Below are 20,853 nucleotides of genomic sequence, written 5' to 3'. Positions count from 1 at the left end.
GTCAGCTGGAAATCACCCATTGCCATCCTGTGTCCGGCCTCGACAATGCCTGCACGGCCTCGTGCAGGTCGCCGGCCCGGAGCTGCCCCAGTTCGGCACGTAGCCGCTGAAGCCAGTCGTCCGGCTGGCCGCCGAGCCAGGCCGTGCCGGCACGCTGCAGACGTGCCGGGCGGCTGCCTTCGTCGAGGGCGTCCAGCGCCGCCCGGCGGGCCGACTCCAGGCGCGTGGCGTCCAGACCGGCGAGGGTTCGCCTCTGCTCGGCAAGAAAGCCCCGGATCGCCTGCTGCAGGCACGCGGCCGAAGCATGTGGCGATTGCACGCCGAACTGCAGCTCGGCGCCCTCCTCGGCGGAGACGAAGCGGCTGAACAACGCATAGCCGAGCCCCTGCTCGACGCGCAAGGCGTGATGGAAGGCGCTCTGCTGGAGGATCGCCAGCAGGCGCCAGGCCGCCTCCAGCCGGGGATCGCCGGGCGGCGCCAGCAGGCGCAAAAGGACCGCCTGTTCGGTTCCCGCGATTCCCAGGTGCAGCTCCCGCTCGCCGCCTGCGGCCTGCCGCTGCGGCGCCGCCGCCGCGGGGCAGCCCAACCCCTGCAGCAGCGGCAGCACGGCGGACGGCACCTCGCCCAGGCGCCAGCCCCGCAGGCTGGCGCCCGCCAGGTAGTCGGCAACCAGTGCTGCCAGGCCGGTGGCGTCCAGCGCCGCCAGCCGACCGGCGAGCACGGCTTCGTCGGCGGGCAGCTCGCGCGTCTGGACAGCCGGATACGCCAGCAGGCGGCGCAGGAGGATCTGCTGGGCCTGTTCGTCGCACCGCTGCCGCCAGGCCTCGCGCCAGCGTGTCACACCACCCTCGCGCAGGACCGCCAGGAGGCGCGCCAGCATCAGCGGCAGAGCCGCCGGCGGTCCACTCAGGCACAGCTTCAGGCATCCCACGCGGCTCGACACCTGGCAGTCGAAGCCGAACGGCCGCGCCACGCCGATCAATGCCGCCCACCGATCGGCCAGCGCCAGCTCCGCCAGTTCGGCCGCCAGCTGCGCGTCCATCCCCGGCTCTGCCGCCTTCCAGGCGAGCAGCAGTGCGGCATGACCGGGACGCAGCAAGTCCGCGCCACCGCTGCGCCAGCCCGTCGGCCAGTCTCCCTCATCAGCCTGAAGCGGTGGTGCCTGGAAAGGATTGATCGGCGCTGCCTGCCAGGCGCTATACACCGGCGGCAGTTCGGCCAGCGGCATCACGACCCGGCGCACCGGAAAGCGCGGGGTGAGCTCGCCCTGCGGCAGGGAGGCGCGGCTGCACTGCAGGAGCAGCGGCGGCTGCGCCAGAGGTTTCAGCCACTCGCCCAGCACGGTGCTGGCCGGTGGCGCTGGCCACAGCGTCGGGACGGCGCCGCCCTGGCGCTGCCAGCGCGCCAGCCAGAGCGCGGCGCGCTCCATCGGTGCCCGCTCGTACTCGTCCCAGGCCTGGGTGATGCGCAGGCCCCTGGCCAGGGCCGGATCGCAAACCCGTTCCGGCGTGTCTCGCAGCCAGGCCAGCCAGTCACGGCAGAAGGCAGCGATCTCATCCTCGCGACCGCAACCGTCCGCCAGCAGTTCCAGATGCAGGGCCAGCAGCGCCTGCCCGGCCGCAGCCGGATGCAACTCCAGACGGGCCTGCTGCGCCAGGCCGCGGGCGCGCAGCACGCCGAGCAGGCTGCCGGCGTCGCTGCGCAGCAAGACCTGGCGCAGCAGCTCCAGGGCTGGCTCATCGCGCCCAGCGACATGCTCCAGCGACCACCACAGGCTCATGCGCCGGCGTGTCGGCTGCTCCAGCTCCAGGCGCAGACGGCCCTGCCCTGCCGGCCAGGGTGCCGGCCAGGCGGGCGCCGGCAGCCGCGCGCCGCCCGGCAGCGAGCCGGCGACGGCGCGGACCTGCGCCTCCAGCTCCGCCAGGGACTGCGGCCCGCAGAGCAGCAGGCGCAGGTTTTCCCCCCGGTAATGACGGGCATGCCAGGCGTGCAGGTCGGCGAGAAAGCCGGACGCCTGCGGATCGAGGGTATCGCGTGCGCCGGCATGGAAGCGGGCCAGCGGATGGGCCGGGTCGAGCAGCCCCACCACCGCGCCGAACAGCTGGCTGTCGCCGTCCTGGCAGCGCGCCAGGTACTCGGCATGCAGCACCTCGCGCTCGGCGAGCAACCGCTCGGGCAGCAGCAGCGGCCGCGCCAGCAGGGCGCACAGCCGCTCGTGGGCCGGGACCAGCTCGCGCGCCGGCATCTCCAGGTAGTACTGGGTATAGAGGCCGAGAGTGCAAGCGTTGTAGCGGCCGCCCTGGCCGTGCACATACTTGGCGAAGGCGTCCGCCTCGGCAAAGCCGGCGCTGCCGAGGAACAGGCAATGCTCGAGAAAATGCGCCAGCCCCGGCCACGCCGGCGGCTCGTGCAGGCTGCCGGCATCCACCCCGGCGGCCAGGGCCACGCGGCTGGCCTGCGGGTCGTGCAGCAGGGTCGCCTGCACGCCGTTGTCCAGGCGCAGGCTGCGTTGGCGCAGCGGCGGCAATTCCCGCATGGCCTGACTCCTCAGTCCAGCAGGCGAAGATAGAAGCGCCATTCGCGCTCCAGCGCATCGGCCAGATGGGCGGCCTGGCGAAAGCCGTGGCGCTCGTCGGGATAAAGGTGGTACTCGACCGGCACCCCGTGCGCGCGCAGGGCGGCGACCATGGCTTCGGTCTGCTGCGGCACCACCACCGCATCCAGGCCGCCCTGGAAGAAGATCACCGGCGCCTCGATGCGCCCGGCGTGCAGCAGCGGCGTGCGCTGCCGGTAGCGTTCGGCGTCGCGCTCGGGATCGCCGATCAGCCAGTCGAGGTAGTCGCCCTCGAACTTGTGGGTGACCCGGCGCAGGCTCAGAGGGTCGCTGACCCCGTACAGGCTGGCGCCGCCGCGGAACAGGTCGTGGAAGGCCAGGGCGCGCAGCGCCGTGTAGCCGCCGGCGCTGGCGCCACGGATGAAGGCACGCGCCGGGTCGATCAGTCCGGCATCGCCCAAGTGGCGGACCAGGGCGCAGGCATCGTCCACCTCGATGCGGCCCCACTCACCCTGGAGACGCAGGCGGAAGACACGACCGAAGCCGCTGGAGCCACGGTAGTTGAGGTCGGCCACGGCGAAGCCGCGCTGGGTCCAGAACTGGATGCGCGGATCGAACACGGGGTAGCAGGCCGAGGTCGGCCCGCCGTGGAGGAACACCACCAGTGGCGGCCTCTCGTCCGCGGGCGCCGAGCAGGCGGCATTGCGTGGCGGATAGAAGAAGGCTTGGGCGGATTCGCCATCGCCACTGGCGAAGCGGATCGCCTGCGGCCGCGACAGTTCGGCCTCGGCCAGCGGCTCGTCGCCACCGACGAGGATGCGCACCGTCCCGCTGGCCCGCTCGATGGCCAGTACTGCCTGCAGCCGCGCCGGGGAGCCGGCGATGCAGTAGAAGTGCCGGTCGTCGGCAGCCAGCTGGCGAAAGCGACTGAATTCCGGCGCCAGATGCCGTTCACGGCCCGAGGCATCGCGCTCGATCAGCAAGCCCCAGCCTTCCTCCTGACGGGCGAGCAGCAGGCCGCCGCCCGCCAGCGGCAAATAACTGACCATGCCCAGCAGCCAAGGCGCCGGGGCATGGTCGGCGGCGGCCAGGAGGCGTGGTTCGCTCCAGTCCACGCCGCTGGTGGACAAGGCTGCGCCGTTGTCCACCCTACGTCCGGCGTTCTCGTCCACCCGGTCGACAGCCTGCAACCGACCGCCCTGCTCCACCCAGGGCTGCCACCAGCCGGCGCGGTCACTCAGGCAGTACAGGCGACCGTCAGCAGCGAAGCAGGGCTGCTGCAGCGACTCGTCGCTGCTGACGCCGGCCACTGTCACTGGTTTGCCGACCGGGCCATCCGTTTCCACGGCAGCCAGGCACAGGCGGGTGGCGGTCCACGACAGTTCGGGACGACCCCACTCGATCCAGGCCAGGCGGCAGCTGTCATCGCTCAGGCGCGGCGCGCTATAGAAGTCGGCGCCCTCGGCCAGTACCCGCCGCGTGCCGTCATGCAGTGATAGGGCGACCAACCGATGCACCACCGCCTCCGTCTCGTGGCTTTCCTCGACCGCCAGCACGGCACTCCAGCCCCGCGCGTAGTGCAGGTCGCCGTAGCGGCAATGGGAACGCACGGTCAGCGCCTCGGGGGCGGTGGCGTCGGCGATGCTCATGCGGTAGACCTGCTGGTCAGCCTCGTCGACCCAGGCCACGCCGTCCTCGATGACGCAGAAGGCACCGCCGCCGTATTCGTAGACCCGGCTGCGCACCGACAGGCCCGGCGGGGTCAGGCACTGCGCGACGCCGTCCCGCCATAGCCACAGACTACAGCCGCCCTCCTCGGGGCGGTATTCCAGCCAGAGCAGTCCACCGAGGCCGACCTGCAGCTCGGCGAAGTCGCGGCTGGCCGCGGCGGCGTCGCTGGCCGCCCAGCGACTGGGCCAGTCGCCACAGGGTGTCGGCAGCGCCACGGGGCGTAGGGTGGATAACGGCGCAGCCTTATCCACCACGGTCCCCACGGTGGAAAACGCTGACGCGGTTTTCCACCCTACCCGATACCCCGGCACTGCTCATCTGCCTCGCCCCTCAGCCCTTGCAGATGATCTGCGAGGCGCGGACGTTGCGGCGAACCAGCTCGTCGAGGCCGAGCGGCGCCTCTTCCGCCTGACGGCGGGCGTCGAGGATCAGGCCGTGGTGCGCCGATTTGCCGCACACCGGGTCGGTCGCCTCGGCGTCGCCGGTGAGCAGGAAGGCCTGGCAGCGGCAACCGCCGAAGTCGCGCTCCTTCTCGTCGCAGGTGCGGCACGGCGCGGGCAGCCAGTCGTCGCCGCGGAAACGGTTGAAGCCGAAGGAGTCGAACCAGATGTGCCGGAGGCTGTGCTCGCGCACGTTGGGGAACGGCACCGGCAACATCTTCGCGCTGTGGCATGGCAGGGCCGTGCCGTCCGGGGTGATGTCGAGGAACAGGCTGCCCCAGCCGCCCATGCAGGCCTTGGGCCGCTCCTCGTAGTAGTCCGGGGTGACGAAGATCAGCTTGCACGGATGCTTCTGCGCGGCGAGCTTTTTTCGCCACTGGTTGGTGATGCGCTCGGCGCGCTCCAGCTGGGCGCGGGTCGGCAGCAGGCCGGCGCGGTTCAGCTCGGCCCAGCCGTAGAACTGGCAGGTGGCCAGCTCGACGAAGTCGGCCTCCAGCGCCAGGCACAGCTCGATGATCCGCTCGATCTGGTCGATGTTGTGCCGGTGGGTGACGAAGTTGAGCACCATCGGGTAGCCGTGGGCCTTGACCGCGCGGGCCATGGCCAGCTTCTGGGCGAAAGCCTTGCTTGATCCGGCCAGCAGGTTGTTCATCTCTTCGTCGGCGGCCTGGAAGCTGACCTGGATATGGTCGAGGCCGGCCTCGGCGAACTCGCCGATGCGCGCCTCGGTCAGGCCGATGCCGGAAGTGATCAGGTTGGTGTAGTAGCCCAGCGCGCGGGCGGCGCGGATCAGCTCGGTCAGGTCCTGGCGCACCAGCGGCTCGCCGCCGGAGAAGCCGAGCTGCGCGGCGCCCAGCTCGCGGGCCTGGCGGAACACCTCGATCCACTCGGCGGTGGACAACTCCTCGCCCTGCCGGGCGAAGTCCAGCGGGTTGGAGCAGTACGGGCACTGCAGCGGGCAGCGGTAAGTCAGCTCGGCCAGCAGCCACAGCGGCGGGCCGGGCGTGTAGCCGGGCTTAGCGAAGCTCGATCCAGAATCGCTCACGCGCCACCTCCAGGAATTCCAGGATGTCCGCCTCGATGCCCTCGGCATCCGGGAAGCGCTCGCGCAGGGCGGCGACGATGGCGGCGATGCTGCGCACCCCGTCGACCTCGGCGAGAATCGCCCCGGCGCTGCCGTTGAGCTTGATCATCCCCTCGGGATAGAGCAGCACATGGCAGTCCTGCGCCTGCTCCCACTGGAAGCGGAAGCCGCGGCGCAGCACCGGCACCTTTTGCCGGATGTCTTCGCTCATGGGCGAGCCTCTATCGTAGGGTGGGAAACGCGCGCAGCGCTTTCCCACCAGGATCCGTGACGGTGGAAAAGACTCGCGGTCGTTTTCCACCCTACCGAAATCGCGCGCCTCGCAATCACAGCGCGATCCCCTTGTGCCAGACCCGCTCGCTCGTCACCGTGTGGTACGGCGGGCGGTTCAGCTCGTAGGCCATGCTCATGGCGTCGAGCATGCTCCACAGCACGTCGAGCTTGAACTGCAGGATCTCCAGCATGCGCTCCTGGGCCGCGCGGGTGGTGTAGTGCGCAAGGGTGATGCGCAGGCCGTGCTCGACGTCGCGGCGCGCCTCGCTCAGGCGCTTGCGGAAGTAATCGTAGCCGCCGGCCTCGATCCACGGGTAGTGCTGCGGCCAGGTGTCCAGACGCGACTGGTGGATGGTCGGGGCGAACAGCTCGGTCAGCGAGCTGCTGGCGGCCTCCTGCCAGCTGGCGCGACGGGCGAAGTTGACGTAAGCGTCCACCGCGAAGCGCACCCCGGGCAGCACCAGCTCCTGGGACAGCAGCTGCTCGCGCTTGAGCCCGACCGCCTCGCCCAGACGCAGCCAGGCCTCGATGCCGCCCTCCTCGCCCGACGTAGCGACGCCCGGCACGCCGTCGTGGTCGATGATCCGCTGGATCCACTCGCGGCGGATTTCGCGGTCCGGGCAGTTGGCCAGGATCGCCGCATCCTTGAGCGGGATGTTCAACTGATAGTAGAAGCGGTTGGCCACCCAGCCCTGGATCTGCGCGCGGGTCGAACGGCCCTCGTACATGGCGACGTGGAAGGGGTGGTGGATGTGGTAGTAGGCGCCCTTGGCGCGCAGCGCCTGCTCGAATTCGGCAGGGCTCATGGCTGGCTCGGTCATCGTGACTCCTCGGCGGCCGCGATCGGCACGGCGCGTTGTTGTTCTGGTGGTGCCTGGCACCTTGCGTAGGGTGGGTTAGGCCAGAGGCCGTAACCCACCAACCGGCTGCAAGGCCGGCAATCGCGACGCCTGACGGCATCGTTGGTGGGTTACGCCGCTACGCGGCTAACCCACCCTACGATCCGCCTTACAGCTCGATGCTCATGCCGTCCCGGGCGACCTCGACGCCGCACGCGGTCAGCTCGGCGCGCTCGGGCGAGTCCTCGTCGAGGATCGGGTTGGTGTTGTTGATGTGGATGAGCACCTTGCGCCCGCCCAGGCCGTCGAGCACTGCGAGCATGCCGCCCGCGCCGCTCTGCGGCAGATGACCCATCGCGCGGCCGAGCTTGTCGCTGATGCCGGCCTGCACCAGCTCGTCGTCGCGCCACAGGGTGCCGTCGACCAGCAGGCAGTCGGCGCGGCCCATCCACTCCCGAAGCGCCTCGTCCACCTGGCTGAGGCCGGGGGCGTAGAACAGCACGCCGCCCGTGCGGCTGTCCTCGACCAGCAGGCCGAGGTTGTCGCCCGGGTGCGGATCGTTGCGATGCGGCGAGTACGGCGGCGCCGCACTGCGCAGGGGAATCGGGGTGAAGCGCAGGGCCGGGCAGGCGTCGATGACGAACGGCCGATCCAGGGCGATGGGCTTCCAGTGCAGGCCGCCGTTCCAGTGGCCGAGCATGTTGAACAGCGGAAAGCCCGTGGTCAGGTCCTGATGGACCATCTCCGTGCACCAGACTTCGTGCGGACAGCCCTCGCGCAAGGTGAGCAGGCCGGTGGTGTGGTCGATCTGGCTGTCCAGCAGGATCAGCGCACGGATCGCCGTGTCGCGCACCGCGCGGGCCGGCTGCAGGGCCGGGAAGGCCTCGATCTGCGCGCGGATGTCCGGCGAGGCGTTGCAGAGAATCCAGCTCTCCCCGTCGTCGGACAGGGCGATGGACGACTGGCTGCGCGGCGTGGCGCGCAGGGTGCCTTCGCGCAGGCCGCGGCAGTTGCGGCAGTTGCAGTTCCACTGGGGAAAACCGCCGCCGGCAGCCGAGCCGAGAATACGAATGTGCATGGCAGTCCCGTAGGGGAGAAGCCCCGGCACGCCGGGGCTGGTCAATCAACGGTTGGCGAAGTACAGGGTCACTTCGAAACCGATACGCAGGTCAGTGAAGGCGGGTTTGGTCCACATGAAAGACTCCTTGCAATTGCGTGGTGGGGGGTCAGGTTCATCCCGTTCCGACTATTTCGACGGGACATGCAGCGATCCGTTCGGAAGGGCCGGCAAGGAACGCCTGGCGTCCGACAGGCGAACGAGCGGCCTTGGCAGCCACGGCCTTCTTTCCATTAAAGAAGAAAAGGCCCCGGGCGGCCGGAGCCGCCCTCAGCTGCGCCTTTTCCCCGGCATCTCGATGCCGTGCTGGTTCACCCGGCGGTACAGGGTGGCGCGGGAGATGCCGAGGGATTCGGCCGCCGGCCCCGGTTTCCAGCGATGGCGGACCAGCGCATCGAGCAGCGCCTGGCGCTCCGGGTCGTCGGCCAGCCCGCCGGCATCCTCGCCGGTGACCAGGCGTTCGCCGCGCAGTTCGGCCGGCAGGTCGCCCGGCTGGATCACCCCGCCGGCGCACACCGCGCAGGCGTAGCGCAGGGCGTGGCGGAGCTGGCGCACGTTGCCCGGCCAGCGGTAGCCGAGCAGGCACTCCAGCCCCGCAGCGCTCAGGCCGACGGGCTCGCCGCAGGAGGCCGCCTCCTCCTCCAGCACGCGGTTGATCAGCGCCAGGCGGTCGCTGCGCTCGCGCAGCGGCGGCAACTCGAAGCGCGCGCCGCCGATGCGAAAGTACAGGTCCTCGCGGAAGCTGCCTTCGGCGACCATCGCCGCCAGGTCGCGGTGGGTGGCGCAGATCACCTGGATGTCCACCGCCTGGCGCCGCGCGGCGCCCAAGGGCGCCACCTCGCCTTCGGCGAGCACCCGCAGCAGGCGGGTCTGCAGGGTCAGCGGCATGTCGCCGATCTCGTCGAGGAACAGGGTGCCGCCGTCGGCCTGCTGCAAAAGGCCGCGCATGCCCTTGCTGGAGGCACCGGTGAAGGCGCCGGCGGCATAGCCGAACAGCTCGCTCTCGATCAGGCTTTCCGGAATCGCCGCGCAGTTCAGGGCGACGAAGGGTTTGCCGCGGCGGGCGCTGGCCTCGTGCACCTGGCGGGCGAAGACCTCCTTGCCGGCACCGGTCTCGCCCTGGATCAGCAGCGGCAGGTTGCGGTCCTTGACCCGCACCGCCAGGCGCAGGTTCTCGGCGATGCGCGGATCGAGCTCGACGCCGCGCGCCGCGACCCGCGGCACCGGCCGGCTCTGGCGAGGCGGTGCGCTCAGCCGGACGTACAGGGCCGGCGCGCCGCCGCGCCCGAGCAGCGGCTGGGCAACCCCGTCCCCTGCGGCACGCAGGGCGTCCGGGTCGAACACCTCGGCGATGTGGGTCGGCACCTCGCCGAAGCGCTGGCGCAGGTAGCGGCGCGCCGCCGGGTTGAGCGCCAGCAGGCGGCCGTCGGCGTCCCAGGCGAACAGGTAGTCGGGCTGGCTGTCGACGTAGCCCGGCGCGGCGTGGGCGCGCAGTATCCAGTGTCCGCCGGCGCTGTGCATGAAGAAGGCGTTCTCGATCTGCCGGGCGCTCTGCGCCACCAGCTGGCGGACCAGGGTCTGGCTGCGGCGGTCGTCGGGCGACTGTACCGCCGAGACGTCGAGCACCCCGAGCAGCTCGCCCTGCGGGTCGAAGACCGGCGCCGCCGAACAGGTCAGGCCGATGAAGGCGGCGCGGAAGTGGTCGCGCTTGTGCACCGTCAGCGGCATCCGGCTGGCCAGCACGGTGGCCACCCCGCAGGTGCCCTCCTCGCCCTCCGACCACCAGGTGCCGAGGTCGAGGCCGGCCTTGCGGCAGTCGTTGCGGATGGTCGAATCGACCCGGTAGTCGATGGTCCGCCCCTGGGCGTCGGCGAGCATCACGCAGTAGTCGGCGTCGCGCACCTGGCCGTGCAGGCGGCCGACTTCTTCGCTGGCGATGCGCAGGAACAGCTCGGCGCGCTCGCGGCACTCCTTGAGCAGGGTCTGGTCGAGGATGCGCGGCCCCTGCAGGGAGCCGGGATCGAGCCGGTGCTGCTCCGAGCGGCGCCAGGAATCGAGGATCGGCGCGGGAACCGGCGCCTGGGGCAAGCGGGCGGCGTTCTTCAACACGCGGCTGACACAGTCCACGTGGGCTTTCGAGTGTGCGGAAAGCATGCTGTCTCCGTTTCTCGTCGTCTTGTTGTTGTCTCCCCATTAAGCACCCTTCCCCCAGCAGCGACAAGCGCCGGAGCGGAGAAGCCCGACGCTGAGACGGAGCGTCTCGGCATCTCAGCGCAACGGCCGTCGAGCTGAAACCCGGCGTCTCGCCCGTGCCTCCGCCAAGCCCGCCAGCCTGCCGAGAAAGCCGCTCTGGAACGGGGCTTTTCGGCAACTTCCAGCACTCTGGCACCACCCTTGCTCTCTCCCCTGGCAGAAGCGGCCGGCAGCCCCGGCCCATAACAACAAGCACAGGTGCCCCATGTCCGAGTCATCCCTTCCCGAATTCTCCCTGTCCGGAAAAGTCGCCTTGGTCACCGGTGCCGGTCGCGGCCTCGGCCAGGGCATAGCCCTGAGCCTGGCCCGCGCCGGCGCCGACGTGGCGGTGGCCGACCTCGCTGGTGCCGAGGAAACCGCCGCGCAAATCCAGGCCCTCGGCCGGCGCAGCCTGGCGCTGACGGTCGACGTCGCCCGCCAGGACAGCGTGCAGGCCATGGTCGCCAAAATCGTCGAAGGCTTCGGCCGCCTCGACGTGGCGGTCAACAACGCCGGGGTGATCGGCATCCACAAGGTCGGCGAGCTCACCGTCGAGGAATGGGACCGGGTGCTGAACGTCAACGCCCGCGGCGTGTTCCTCTGCTGCCAGGCCGAGCTGGAGCCGATGCGCGCGCAGCGCTGGGGGCGGATCATCAACGTCGCCTCGATCGCCGGCAAGGTCGGCTTTCCCGACCTGTCCCACTACTGCGCCTCGAAGTTCGCGGTGGTCGGCTTCAGCAACGCCCTGGCCAAGGAGGTCGCCCGCGAGGGCATCACCGTCAACGCGCTTTGCCCCGGCATCGTCGGCACCGGCATGTGGCGCGGCGAACAGGGCCTGGCCAACCGCTGGCGGCAGGCCGGCGAGAGCGAAGCGCAGTCCTGGGAACGCCACCAGGCCAGCCTGCTGCCGCAGGGCGAGGCGCAGACCGCCGCGGACATGGGCCAGCTCGCCGTCTACCTGGCCGGCGCCCCGCACGTCACCGGCCAGGCCATCGCCGTCGACGGCGGCTTCTCGCTCTGACTCCGGGGAACTCCGCCATGAACCGACCTCCGCTGACCGTGGGGATCATTCCCAACCCGGCCTCGGGCCGCGACCTGCGCCGCCTGACCGCCAACGCCGGGCTGTTCTCCAGCACCGACAAGGCCTCGGTGGTGCAGCGCCTGCTCGGCGCCTTCGGCGCCACCGGCATCCAGCGCGTGCTGCTGCCGACCGACATGACCGGCATCGCCGCCGCGGTGCTCAAGGCCAGCCGCGGCCGTCACGCCCGGGACAACCGCTGGCCGGAGCTGGAAATCCTCGATATCCGCCTGCGCCAGACCGTCGAGGACACCCGCCTGGCGGCGCGCCTGATGGCCGAGCGCGGCGTCGCGCTGATCGCCGTGCTCGGCGGCGACGGCACCCACAAGGCGGTGGCCGCCGAAGTCGGCGACATCCCCCTGCTGACCCTCTCCACCGGCACCAACAACGCCTTTCCAGAGCTGCGCGAGGCGACCGGCGCCGGGCTCGCCGGCGGGCTCTTCGCCGCCGGGCGGATTCCGCCGGAGATCGGCCTGCGCCGCAACAAGCGCCTGCTGGTCCGCGAAGCCCGCCGCGGCCTCTGCGAATGGGCACTGGTCGACGTGGCGGTATCGCCGCTGCGCTTCGTCGGCGGCCGGGCGATCAGCCGCGCCGAGGACCTGGCCGAAGTCTTCGTGACCTTCGCCGAGCCCCACGCCATCGGCCTGTCGGCACTCTGCGGCCTCTGGTGCCCGGTTTCCCGGCAGGCCCCCGAAGGCGCCTGGATGCGCCTGCATCCGCAGGCCCGCGACGCCCTGCTGGCGCCGCTCGCTCCCGGCCTGCTGCAGGGCTGCGGGGTGGTCGCCGCCGGCACCCTGGAGCCGGGCGTGGCCCACGCGCCCAGCCTGAACGGCGGCACCCTGGCGCTGGACGGCGAGCGCGAGATCGCCTTCGCCGCCGGCGACCGCCCGACCATCACCCTTGATTCCCAGGGCCCGCTGAGCATCGACGTGGAGGCCGCCCTTGCGTATGCGGCGCGCCACCGCCTGCTGTCCATCGGCCGCGAACACCCGCAACACCCCGTGAACCTTTCGTGTTGAAACAATCCAGGAGAACAACAATGACCACCCACCTGTCAGCCGAACAGCTGCTGCATGCCTACCGGGTGATGCGCACCATCCGCGTCTTCGAGGAGCGCCTGCACATCGAATTCGCCACCGGCGAGATTCCCGGCTTCGTCCACCTCTATGCCGGCGAGGAAGCCTCCGCCGCCGGGGTCATGGCCCACCTGCGCGACGACGACTGCATCGCCTCCAACCACCGCGGCCACGGTCACTGCATCGCCAAGGGCGTGGACGTGCACGGGATGATGGCCGAGATCTACGGCAAGAAGACCGGCGTCTGCCAGGGCAAGGGCGGCTCCATGCACATCGCCGACCTGTCCAAGGGCATGCTCGGCGCCAACGGCATCGTCGGCGCCGGTGCGCCGCTGGTCGCCGGCGCGGCGCTGGCCGCCAAGCTCAAGGGCACCGACGCGGTGGCCGTGGCCTTCTTCGGCGACGGCGGCTCCAACGAGGGCGCGGTGTTCGAGGCGATGAACCTGGCCGCGATCATGAACCTGCCCTGCATCTTCGTCGCCGAGAACAACGGCTTCGCCGAGGCCACCGCCTCCAACTGGTCGGTGGCCTGCGACCACATCGCCGACCGCGCCGCCGGCTTCGGCATGCCCGGGGTGACGGTGGACGGCTTCGACTTCTTCGCCGTCCACGAGGCCGCCGGCGCCGCCGTGGCCCGCGCCCGCGCAGGCCTTGGCCCGTCGCTGATCGAGGTGAAGCTGACTCGCTACTACGGCCACTTCGAGGGCGACGCCCAGACCTACCGCGACATGGACGAACTCAAGGAGATGCGCGAGGTGCGCGACTGCCTGAAGCAGTTCCGCGACCACACCGTCGCCGCCGGCCTGCTCGACATCTCGCAACTCGACGACATCGACGGCGAGGTGGAACGGCAGATCGAGGACAGCGTGATCAAGGCCAAGAGCGATCCCAAGCCGCCGGCGGCCGATCTGCTGGCAGACGTCTACGTGTCCTACCCCTGAGCCCCCATTCCTAGGAGAACCATCATGGCAAGAAAAATCAGCTACCAGCAGGCCATCAACGAAGCCATGGCCCAGGAAATGCGCCGCGACGAAAGCGTCTTCCTGATCGGCCAGGACATCGCCGGCGGCGCCGGCGCACCGGGCGAGCAGGATGCCTGGGGCGGCGTGCTCGGCGTCACCAAGGGGCTCTACCACCAGTTCCCCGGCCGGGTGCTCGACGCCCCGCTGTCGGAGATCGGCTACGTCGGCGCGGCAGTCGGCGCCGCCACCCGCGGCATGCGCCCGGTGTGCGAACTGATGTTCGTCGACTTCGCCGGCTGCTGCCTGGACCAGATCCTCAACCAGGCGGCGAAATTCCGCTACATGTTCGGCGGCAAGGCGGTCACCCCCTTCGTGCTGCGCGCCATGTACGGCGCCGGCCTGCGCGCCGCCGCCCAGCACTCGCAGATGCTCACCTCGCTGTGGACCCACATCCCCGGCCTCAAGGTGGTCTGCCCCGCCTCGCCCTACGACGCCAAGGGCCTGCTGATCCAGGCGATCCGCGACAACGACCCGGTGATCTTCCTCGAGCACAAGATGCTCTACGGCATGCAGGGCGAGGTGCCGGAGGAGCTGTACACCGTGCCCTTCGGCGAGGCCAACTTCCTCCGCGAGGGCGACGACGTGACCCTGGTCACCTACGGCCGCATGGTCCACCTGGCGATGGACGCCGCCGCCAGCCTGGCCCGCCAGGGCATCGGCTGCGAGGTGCTCGACCTGCGCACCACCAGCCCGCTGGACGAGGACAGCATCCTCGAGAGCGTGGAGAAGACCGGTCGCCTGGTGGTGATCGACGAAGCCAACCCGCGCTGCTCGGTGGCCACCGACATCTCCGCGCTGGTCGCGCAGAAGGCCTTCTCCGCCCTCAAGGCGCCGATCGAGATGGTCACCGCGCCGCATACCCCGGTGCCCTTCACCGACTCCCTGGAAGACCTGTACATCCCCAACGCGGCGAAGATCGAAGCCGCCGTCCTGAAGATCGTCGACGCGAGGAAGGTTGCATGAGCCAGATCCATACCCTGACCATGCCGAAGTGGGGTCTCTCGATGACCGAGGGCAAGGTCAACGCCTGGCTCAAGGAAGAAGGCGCCAGCATCGCCAAGGGTGATGACGTGCTCGACGTGGAAACCGACAAGATCTCCAGCAGCGTCGAGGCGCCCTTCTCCGGCGTGCTGCGGCGCATCGTCGCCCAGGAGGACGAAACCCTGCCGGTCGGCGCCCTGCTCGCCGTGGTGGTGGAAGGCGAGGCCTCCGACGCGGAGATCGACGCCGTGGTACAGCGCTTCCAGGCCGAGTTCGTGCCCGGCGGCGAAGACGAGGAAGCCGGCGGCCCGGCACCGCAGAAGGTCGAGCTGGACGGCCGCACCCTCCGCTTCCTCGACCGCGGCGAGGGCGGCGCCCCGCTGCTGCTGATCCACGGCTTCGGCGGCGACCTGAACAACTGGCTGTTCAACCACGAGGCACTGGCCGCCGGCCGCCGGGTGATCGCCCTCGACCTGCCGGGCCACGGCGAGTCGGGCAAGACGCTGAAGAGCGGCGACCTCGACGAGTTGAGCCGGACCGCGCTGGCCCTGCTCGACCACCTGGACATCCAGCGCGCGCACATCGCCGGCCACTCGATGGGCGGCGCGGTGTCGCTGAGCCTGGCGCGCCTGGCACCCGAGCGGGTGCTCTCGCTGACCCTGATCTGCAGCGCCGGCCTCGGCGCGGAGATCAACGGCGACTATCTGCGCGGCTTCGTCGAGGCGAGCAACCGCAACGCCCTCAAGCCGCAACTGGTGCAGCTGTTCTCCAACCCCGCGCTGGTCACCCGGCAGATGCTGGAGGACATGCTCAAGTACAAGCGCCTGGAGGGCGTCGAGGCGGCGCTGCGCCAACTGGTCGAGCGGTTGTCCGCCGACGGCCGCCAGCAGATCGACCTGCGCAGCGTGCTGGAACAGGGCCGCCATCCGGCGCTGGTGATCTGGGGCAGCGACGACGCGATCATCCCCGTCGCCCACGCCCAGGGCCTGCCGGCGCAGGTGGAGATCCTGCCGGGCCAGGCGCACATGGTGCAGATGGAAGCGGCCGAGCAGGTCAACACGCTGATCCAGGCCTTCCTCGCCAAACACTGAAACCGGCGGCGACCGGCCCCTGAGGCCGGTCGCCGCTGCCTTGCAAGTCCCGAAGGAGAACAACAATGACAACATCCCTTGGCGAAACCATGCGCGCCGCCGTCTGGCACGGCCGTCAGGACATCCGCGTGGAGGACGTGCCGCGGCCGGCCGACCCGCCGTCCGGCTGGGTGCAGATCCGCGTCGACTGGTGCGGCATCTGCGGCTCGGACCTGCACGAGTACGTCGCCGGCCCGGTGTTCATCCCGGTCGAGAAGCCCCACCCGCTCACCGGCATCCAGGGCCAGTGCATCCTCGGCCACGAATTCAGCGGCGAGATCGTCAAGCTCGGCGCCGGCGTGAGCGGCTTCGCCCCCGGCGAGCGGATCGCCGCCGACGCCTGCCAGCACTGCGGCACCTGCTACTACTGCCGCAGCGGCCTGTACAACCTCTGCGAAAAGCTGGCCTTCACCGGCCTGATGAACGACGGTGCCTTCGCCGAACTGGTGAACGTGCCGGCCGAACTGCTCTACAAGCTGCCGGAAGGCTTCCCCGCCGAGGCCGGCGCGCTGATCGAGCCGCTGGCGGTGGGCATGCACGCGGTGAAGAAGGCCGGCAACCTGCTCGGCCAGAACGTGGTGGTGGTCGGCGCCGGCACCATCGGCCTGTGCACCATCATGTGCGCCAGGGCAGCCGGCGCGGCCCAGGTGATCGCCCTGGAAATGTCCTCGGCGCGCAAGGCCAAGGCGCTGGAAGTGGGCGCGAGCCTGGTGCTCGATCCCAAGGAGTGCGACGCGCTGGCGGAAATCCGCGCGCGCACCAACGGCCTCGGCGCCGACGTCAGCTTCGAGTGCATCGGCAACAAGCACACCGCCAAGCTGGCCATCGACGTCATCCGCAACGCCGGCAAGAGCGTGCTGGTCGGCATCTTCGAGGAACCCAGCGCGTTCAACTTCTTCGAACTGGTCTCCACCGAGAAGCAGATCATCGGCTCTCTGGCCTACAACGGCGAATTCGCCGACGTGATCGCCTTCATCGCCGACGGCCGGCTGAACGTCAAACCGCTGATCACCGGCCGCATCGGCCTGGAGGACATCGTCGGCCGCGGCTTCGAGGAGTTGGTCAACAACAAGGAACACAACGTCAAGATCATCGTCTCGCCGCACTGACGACGGGGCCGGCGCGGAGCGGCGTTATAGCCGCTTCGCTCGGGCGTTGGGAATGGGATGAAAATGAAGTTTTGTCCTGAGTCGGCCAGAAGGTCGTGCGCACTGATAAGTGCTTCGCGTCTCCAACCGAGCTGCTGCGACAGGCAGAGAGCGGCCGATTCTGTTGAAAAAGGCGGTTTTGCGGTCGCCAGTCGGCTAGCCACGCGGGCGGTCGAAGTGGCTGTTTGCCACTTCAAGCAGCCTTTCGGCATTTCACTGAGCTTCCGGGCTCAGGTTTGACGGTTAATCCGAGGGTCTCTGCTCGGAGCAGACGTACCTATCCCGTGATCGGAGGTCCTTGGGGCAAGAGCTTGGATGCGCCGCAGGTTCTGCACCATCGCGGCCAAGGTGAATTCGTCAGTGACACCCGTCAGGCCGCGCAGTCGCAAGCGGTCGACTTTCATGATCCGCTTGAGACGGGCGAAGAGCATCTCGACTTTCTTGTGTTCGCAGCGAGCATGGCGCCCGCAGCAATGGCCGAGACGCCCAGGATGTTGAATTGCCGGCGTGTGATGGGTCTCAAGGCCATCCCTCCCCTCCTCTGCCAGGCGTCAGGCAACCTGACGGGCCCATGACGACCGCGTGACCGGCAATGCCCCTGACAATCGACAGGACCGGCGGCCATCACGAGTCTCGACAGGACGCCGAGCAACAGCATTCGGCGGGAGCATGATAGAGCGGCCTTTCGACACATCACGCCCATGAAAGCGAATACTGCCATAAGCCGAACAGCTGAATCAGCAGCGGACTGGATGGCAGGCCCGCGAAACAGATTGATCAATCTGGTGCATAGGTCCGTGTGGTCTTTTCACCTTACCGGACAGCCTGACGCGGCATAGAGTGATCTGCCCGGGGTCGACCCGATCGACGATTCCCAAGTGGGGAGGCGACCTCACCGATCACTGAAGGAAGGAAGTCCCAATGAGAAAGTTGATTCTATTGCTTGGCTTTCTATTGAACTCACTCACTGTAATGGCTGCAGACATGTCCAACGGCGCGAACAACTTTTATACCAGCGACAAGATATCCGTGCAGAAGGTTACCTTTGAAAACCAGTACAAGATGAAGGTGGCGGGAAACCTGTTCATTCCCAAGGACATCACACCTAGTACGAAAAACCCGGCCATCATTGTCGGCCACCCGATGGGAGCCGTGAAAGAGCAAAGTGCGAACCTGTATGCCACGAAGATGGCGGAACAGGGATTCGTGACATTATCCCTGGATCTGTCTTTCTGGGGCGAAAGTGAAGGCCAGCCTCGCAACACCGTATCGCCAGATATCTACGCCGAGGACTTCAGCGCAGCGGTGGATTTCCTGGGCACGCACGCTCTGGTCGACAGGAACCATATTGGCGTGATCGGGGTTTGCGGCAGCGGCAGCTTTGCCATCAGCGCGGCCAAGATCGACCCTCGCCTGAAGGCCATTGCCACCCTCAGCATGTACGACATGGGTGGTGCCAACCGCAATGCACTTCGGCATTCGCTGACCCTAGAGCAACGGAAGAAAATCCTCGAGGAAGCCGCCCAGCAACGCTATGTGGAGTTCACCGGTGGTGAAACCCGCTATACCAGCGGCACGGTACACAAACTGGATGCCAATACCGATCCGATCCAGCGTGAGTTCTATGACTTCTACCGTACCCCCCGAGGCGAATATACCTCCGAAGGCCGGTCGCCCGAACTCACCACGCACCCGACGCTGACCAGCAACGTCAAGTTCATGAACTTCTATCCCTTTGCGGACATCGAGACAATTTCGCCCCGGCCCATGCTGTTTATCACCGGGGAAAACGCCCACTCCCGGGAGTTCAGCGAGGAGGCCTACAAGCTCGCGGGCGAGCCCAAGGAACTGCTGGTGATTCCGGGCGCCGGCCATGTGGATCTTTATGATCGCGTCAACCTGATCCCATTCGACAAACTTGCCACCTTCTTCCGTAACAACCTGAAGTAACCCGACTATCCGTGTTTGCACGGGTCGCTCGACAAAAAGGCCACGCCATTGGGCGTGGCCTTTTTGCTCAACGCAGATTACCCCGCCACCCGCACTTGCACCCGGAGCCTGCCAGGGGCCCGGAGGCAAGCAACGAGCCCGGATTGATCAACCTGCTGCATAGGTACGTGCGGCCTTGGCGCCTTATTGGTCAGCCCGTATCGGCTTACATTGGCCATCTCGCCTGCGCGTCATATCGAGCGCACGGCACGTTGATGGAAGGAGCCTCCCATGGTTGTAAAAGCTTACGGTGCCTATGCCGGCGACAAGCCCCCCGAACCGCTGGAGATCACCCGCCGGACCCCGGGGCCGCATGATGTCCAGATCGACATCGCATATTGCGGCGTCTGCCATTCCGACCTGCACCAGGTACGCGCCGAGTGGGCCGGCACCCAGTTCCCCTGCGTTCCGGGCCACGAGATCGTCGGCCGCGTATCGGCCGTCGGTGCGCATGTGTCGGGCTTCCGGCCGGGCGACCTGGTGGGCATCGGCTGCATCGTCGACAGTTGCAAGCACTGCGAAGAATGCGACGCCGGCCTGGAAAACTACTGCGATGGCATGGTCGGCACCTACAACTTCCCGACGCCGGACGAGCCGGGCTGGACGCTAGGCGGCTACTCGCAGCAGATCGTCGTGCACGAGCGTTACGTGCTGCGCATCCGGCACCCCGAAGACCAGCTCGCCGCCGTGGCGCCGCTGCTGTGTGCGGGCATCACGACCTACTCGCCGCTGCGTCACTGGCAGGCCGGCCCGGGCAAGAAGGTCGGCATCGGCGGCATCGGCGGCCTGGGCCATATGGGCATCAAGCTCGCCCATGCGATGGGTGCGCACGTGGTGGCGTTCACCACCTCCGAGTCCAAGCGCGACGACGCCAAGGCACTTGGCGCCGACGAGGTCGTGGTATCGCGCAATCCCGCGGAAATGGCGGCCCATGCGAAGAGCTTCGACCTGATCGTGAATACCGTTGCCACCCCGCATGACCTCGATGCCTTCCTGGCCCTGTTGAAGCGGGATGGCACCCTGACGCTGGTGGGCGCACCGGCCTCGCCCCACCCTTCCCCCGACGTCTTCAACCTGATCTTCAAGCGCCGCTCGATCGCCGGCTCGATGATCGGCGGCATCCCGGAAACCCAGGAAATGCTCGACTTCTGCGCCGAGCACGGCATCGTCGCGGACATCGAGCTGATCAGGGCCGAGCAGATCAACGAGGCCTACGAGCGGATGCTCAAAGGCGACGTCAAGTACCGCTTCGTGATCGACTCCGCCACTCTGGCGGTTTGACTGGGAGAAGGCTCATGAGCATCACCTATGACTTCAAGGGGCAGGTAGCACTGGTCACCGGCGCTGCCTCGGGCATGGGACTGGCCACGGCTCGCGCCTTTGCCGCCGCCGGAGCGTCGGTCGTGTTGTCCGACGTGAACGAGGCGGCCCTGCAGCACGCGACGGAGCCCCTCAAGGACGCCGGTGGCGACGTCATCGGCGTGGTCTGCGACGTTTCCGATGAGGCGCAGGTGGAAGCGCTGGTCGGACAGGCCGTTTCGACCTTCGGCCGACTGGACGCCGCCTTCAACAATGCCGGAATACAGGTTCCCGCCAGCGAGATCGCCGATCAGCCGGTAGCGGATTTCGACCGCGTCACCGCCATCAACCTGCGCGGTGTCTGGGCCTGCATGAAGCACGAACTGGTGCAGATGCGGCGCCAGGGCAGTGGTGCGATCGTCAATTGTTCGTCGATTGGCGGACTGGTCGGCCGCGGACTGCTTGCCGCCTACCATGGCTCCAAGCACGGCGTGATCGGCCTGACCCGCAGCGCAGCCCTCGAATACGCCGCGCGCGGCATCCGCGTGAACGCCGTGTGCCCCGGCACGATCGACACGCCCATGGTGTCGAATATGCTGGACAGAGGCATGCTGGCCATGGATGACCTGCTGCGCGAGCTGCCGATGGCCCGCTTGGGACGCCCCGAAGAAATCGCCGATGCGGTGCTGTGGCTGTGCAGCCCCGGCTCCACCTTCGTCACCGGCCAGGCCCTGGCCGTCGACGGCGGTTTCACGGCGTACTGAGGCCCTCTCGAAGCAGCCTTCGCCCCCGGCAGGTGCCGTCACCCGCCGGGGTCAGTGTTTGTGGGCCACCGATGATGCGATGGCCTGGGGGAACGC

The 20,853-nt window shown here is 68.7% G+C and carries 17 protein-coding genes and 1 pseudogene; 9 read left to right on the top strand and 9 right to left on the bottom strand.

Features of this window, described 5'->3' with window-relative positions; genetic code table 11:
* Nucleotide 1 precedes the first annotated feature (1 nt).
* The 8 genes from ACYVD0_RS23385 to ACYVD0_RS23350 all read right to left on the bottom strand — a co-directional run bounded on the left by ACYVD0_RS23385 (nucleotide 2) and on the right by ACYVD0_RS23350 (nucleotide 10,192).
* On the bottom strand, nucleotides 2-2,536 hold the full coding sequence (locus ACYVD0_RS23385) for an insulinase family protein (protein ID WP_460429012.1): 2,535 nt from the start codon (nucleotides 2,534-2,536) through the stop codon (nucleotides 2-4).
* An 11-nt stretch (nucleotides 2,537-2,547) separates the two neighbouring features.
* A complete protein-coding gene (locus ACYVD0_RS23380; RefSeq protein WP_460429011.1) occupies nucleotides 2,548-4,536 on the bottom strand; it encodes an alpha/beta hydrolase family protein in 1,989 nt (662 codons plus the stop codon).
* Nucleotides 4,537-4,615: 79 nt separating this feature from the next.
* Nucleotides 4,616-5,770: a pyrroloquinoline quinone biosynthesis protein PqqE gene (gene pqqE, locus ACYVD0_RS23375; RefSeq protein ID WP_460429010.1), complete on the bottom strand. Its 1,155-nt coding sequence runs from the start codon at nucleotides 5,768-5,770 to the stop codon at nucleotides 4,616-4,618.
* Complete coding sequence (gene pqqD, locus ACYVD0_RS23370) at nucleotides 5,742-6,020, bottom strand: pyrroloquinoline quinone biosynthesis protein PqqD (protein WP_460429009.1); 279 nt, start codon at nucleotides 6,018-6,020, stop codon at nucleotides 5,742-5,744. Before pqqD ends, pqqE begins: the two co-directional genes overlap by 29 nt.
* A gap of 115 nt (nucleotides 6,021-6,135) precedes the next feature.
* Nucleotides 6,136-6,903 carry a heme oxygenase-like domain-containing protein gene (gene pqqC / locus ACYVD0_RS23365; protein ID WP_460429008.1) on the bottom strand — a complete coding sequence of 256 codons (768 nt, stop codon included), beginning with the start codon at nucleotides 6,901-6,903 and terminating at the stop codon, nucleotides 6,136-6,138.
* Nucleotides 6,904-7,090: 187 nt separating this feature from the next.
* A complete protein-coding gene (gene pqqB, locus ACYVD0_RS23360) occupies nucleotides 7,091-7,999 on the bottom strand; it encodes a pyrroloquinoline quinone biosynthesis protein PqqB (protein ID WP_460429007.1) in 909 nt (302 codons plus the stop codon).
* Nucleotides 8,000-8,044: 45 nt separating this feature from the next.
* Nucleotides 8,045-8,116 (bottom strand): pyrroloquinoline quinone precursor peptide PqqA, encoded by a 72-nt coding sequence (pqqA, locus tag ACYVD0_RS23355; RefSeq protein WP_072432761.1) that lies wholly within the window; start codon nucleotides 8,114-8,116, stop codon nucleotides 8,045-8,047.
* Between the two features lie 192 nt (nucleotides 8,117-8,308).
* A complete protein-coding gene (locus ACYVD0_RS23350) occupies nucleotides 8,309-10,192 on the bottom strand; it encodes a sigma-54-dependent Fis family transcriptional regulator (protein ID WP_460429006.1) in 1,884 nt (627 codons plus the stop codon).
* A 304-nt stretch (nucleotides 10,193-10,496) separates the two neighbouring features.
* On the opposite strand from ACYVD0_RS23350, the gene ACYVD0_RS23345 reads away from it, so the two are divergent.
* The 6 genes from ACYVD0_RS23345 to ACYVD0_RS23320 all read left to right on the top strand — a co-directional run bounded on the left by ACYVD0_RS23345 (nucleotide 10,497) and on the right by ACYVD0_RS23320 (nucleotide 16,666).
* Nucleotides 10,497-11,291 carry an SDR family NAD(P)-dependent oxidoreductase gene (locus ACYVD0_RS23345; protein ID WP_460429005.1) on the top strand — a complete coding sequence of 265 codons (795 nt, stop codon included), beginning with the start codon at nucleotides 10,497-10,499 and terminating at the stop codon, nucleotides 11,289-11,291.
* A 17-nt stretch (nucleotides 11,292-11,308) separates the two neighbouring features.
* The gene (locus tag ACYVD0_RS23340) at nucleotides 11,309-12,367 is read left to right on the top strand and encodes an ATP-NAD kinase family protein (protein ID WP_460429004.1); all 1,059 of its coding nucleotides are present in this window, start codon (nucleotides 11,309-11,311) and stop codon (nucleotides 12,365-12,367) included.
* A gap of 20 nt (nucleotides 12,368-12,387) precedes the next feature.
* Nucleotides 12,388-13,365, top strand: a complete 978-nt coding sequence (locus tag ACYVD0_RS23335) for a thiamine pyrophosphate-dependent dehydrogenase E1 component subunit alpha (protein ID WP_460429003.1) — start codon at nucleotides 12,388-12,390, stop codon at nucleotides 13,363-13,365.
* Nucleotides 13,366-13,389: 24 nt separating this feature from the next.
* Nucleotides 13,390-14,409: an alpha-ketoacid dehydrogenase subunit beta gene (locus tag ACYVD0_RS23330; RefSeq protein ID WP_460429002.1), complete on the top strand. Its 1,020-nt coding sequence runs from the start codon at nucleotides 13,390-13,392 to the stop codon at nucleotides 14,407-14,409.
* Nucleotides 14,406-15,518 carry an acetoin dehydrogenase dihydrolipoyllysine-residue acetyltransferase subunit gene (locus ACYVD0_RS23325; RefSeq protein ID WP_460429001.1) on the top strand — a complete coding sequence of 371 codons (1,113 nt, stop codon included), beginning with the start codon at nucleotides 14,406-14,408 and terminating at the stop codon, nucleotides 15,516-15,518. The genes ACYVD0_RS23330 and ACYVD0_RS23325 overlap by 4 nt, the downstream gene beginning before the upstream one ends.
* Nucleotides 15,519-15,607: 89 nt before the next feature.
* The gene (locus tag ACYVD0_RS23320) at nucleotides 15,608-16,666 is read left to right on the top strand and encodes a 2,3-butanediol dehydrogenase (protein WP_460429047.1); all 1,059 of its coding nucleotides are present in this window, start codon (nucleotides 15,608-15,610) and stop codon (nucleotides 16,664-16,666) included.
* A 316-nt stretch (nucleotides 16,667-16,982) separates the two neighbouring features.
* Here ACYVD0_RS23320 and ACYVD0_RS23315 read toward each other — a convergent pair.
* Nucleotides 16,983-17,163 (bottom strand): annotated as a pseudogene (locus ACYVD0_RS23315) (transposase); the annotation flags it as partial.
* 463 nt (nucleotides 17,164-17,626) lie between these two features.
* Here ACYVD0_RS23315 and ACYVD0_RS23310 point away from each other — a divergent pair.
* From ACYVD0_RS23310 to ACYVD0_RS23300, 3 genes are all read left to right on the top strand, one after another.
* The gene (locus tag ACYVD0_RS23310) at nucleotides 17,627-18,655 is read left to right on the top strand and encodes an alpha/beta hydrolase (protein ID WP_460429000.1); all 1,029 of its coding nucleotides are present in this window, start codon (nucleotides 17,627-17,629) and stop codon (nucleotides 18,653-18,655) included.
* Between the two features lie 270 nt (nucleotides 18,656-18,925).
* Complete coding sequence (locus ACYVD0_RS23305; protein WP_460428999.1) at nucleotides 18,926-19,975, top strand: NAD(P)-dependent alcohol dehydrogenase; 1,050 nt, start codon at nucleotides 18,926-18,928, stop codon at nucleotides 19,973-19,975.
* A gap of 14 nt (nucleotides 19,976-19,989) precedes the next feature.
* Nucleotides 19,990-20,757 carry a Rossmann-fold NAD(P)-binding domain-containing protein gene (locus tag ACYVD0_RS23300; protein WP_460428998.1) on the top strand — a complete coding sequence of 256 codons (768 nt, stop codon included), beginning with the start codon at nucleotides 19,990-19,992 and terminating at the stop codon, nucleotides 20,755-20,757.
* Nucleotides 20,758-20,853 lie beyond the last annotated feature (96 nt).

The sequence above is a fragment of the Azotobacter armeniacus genome, from assembly GCF_054779355.1.
The sequence above is the reverse complement of the archived record's forward strand: the minus strand, read 5'-3'. Positions and strand labels throughout refer to the sequence as shown.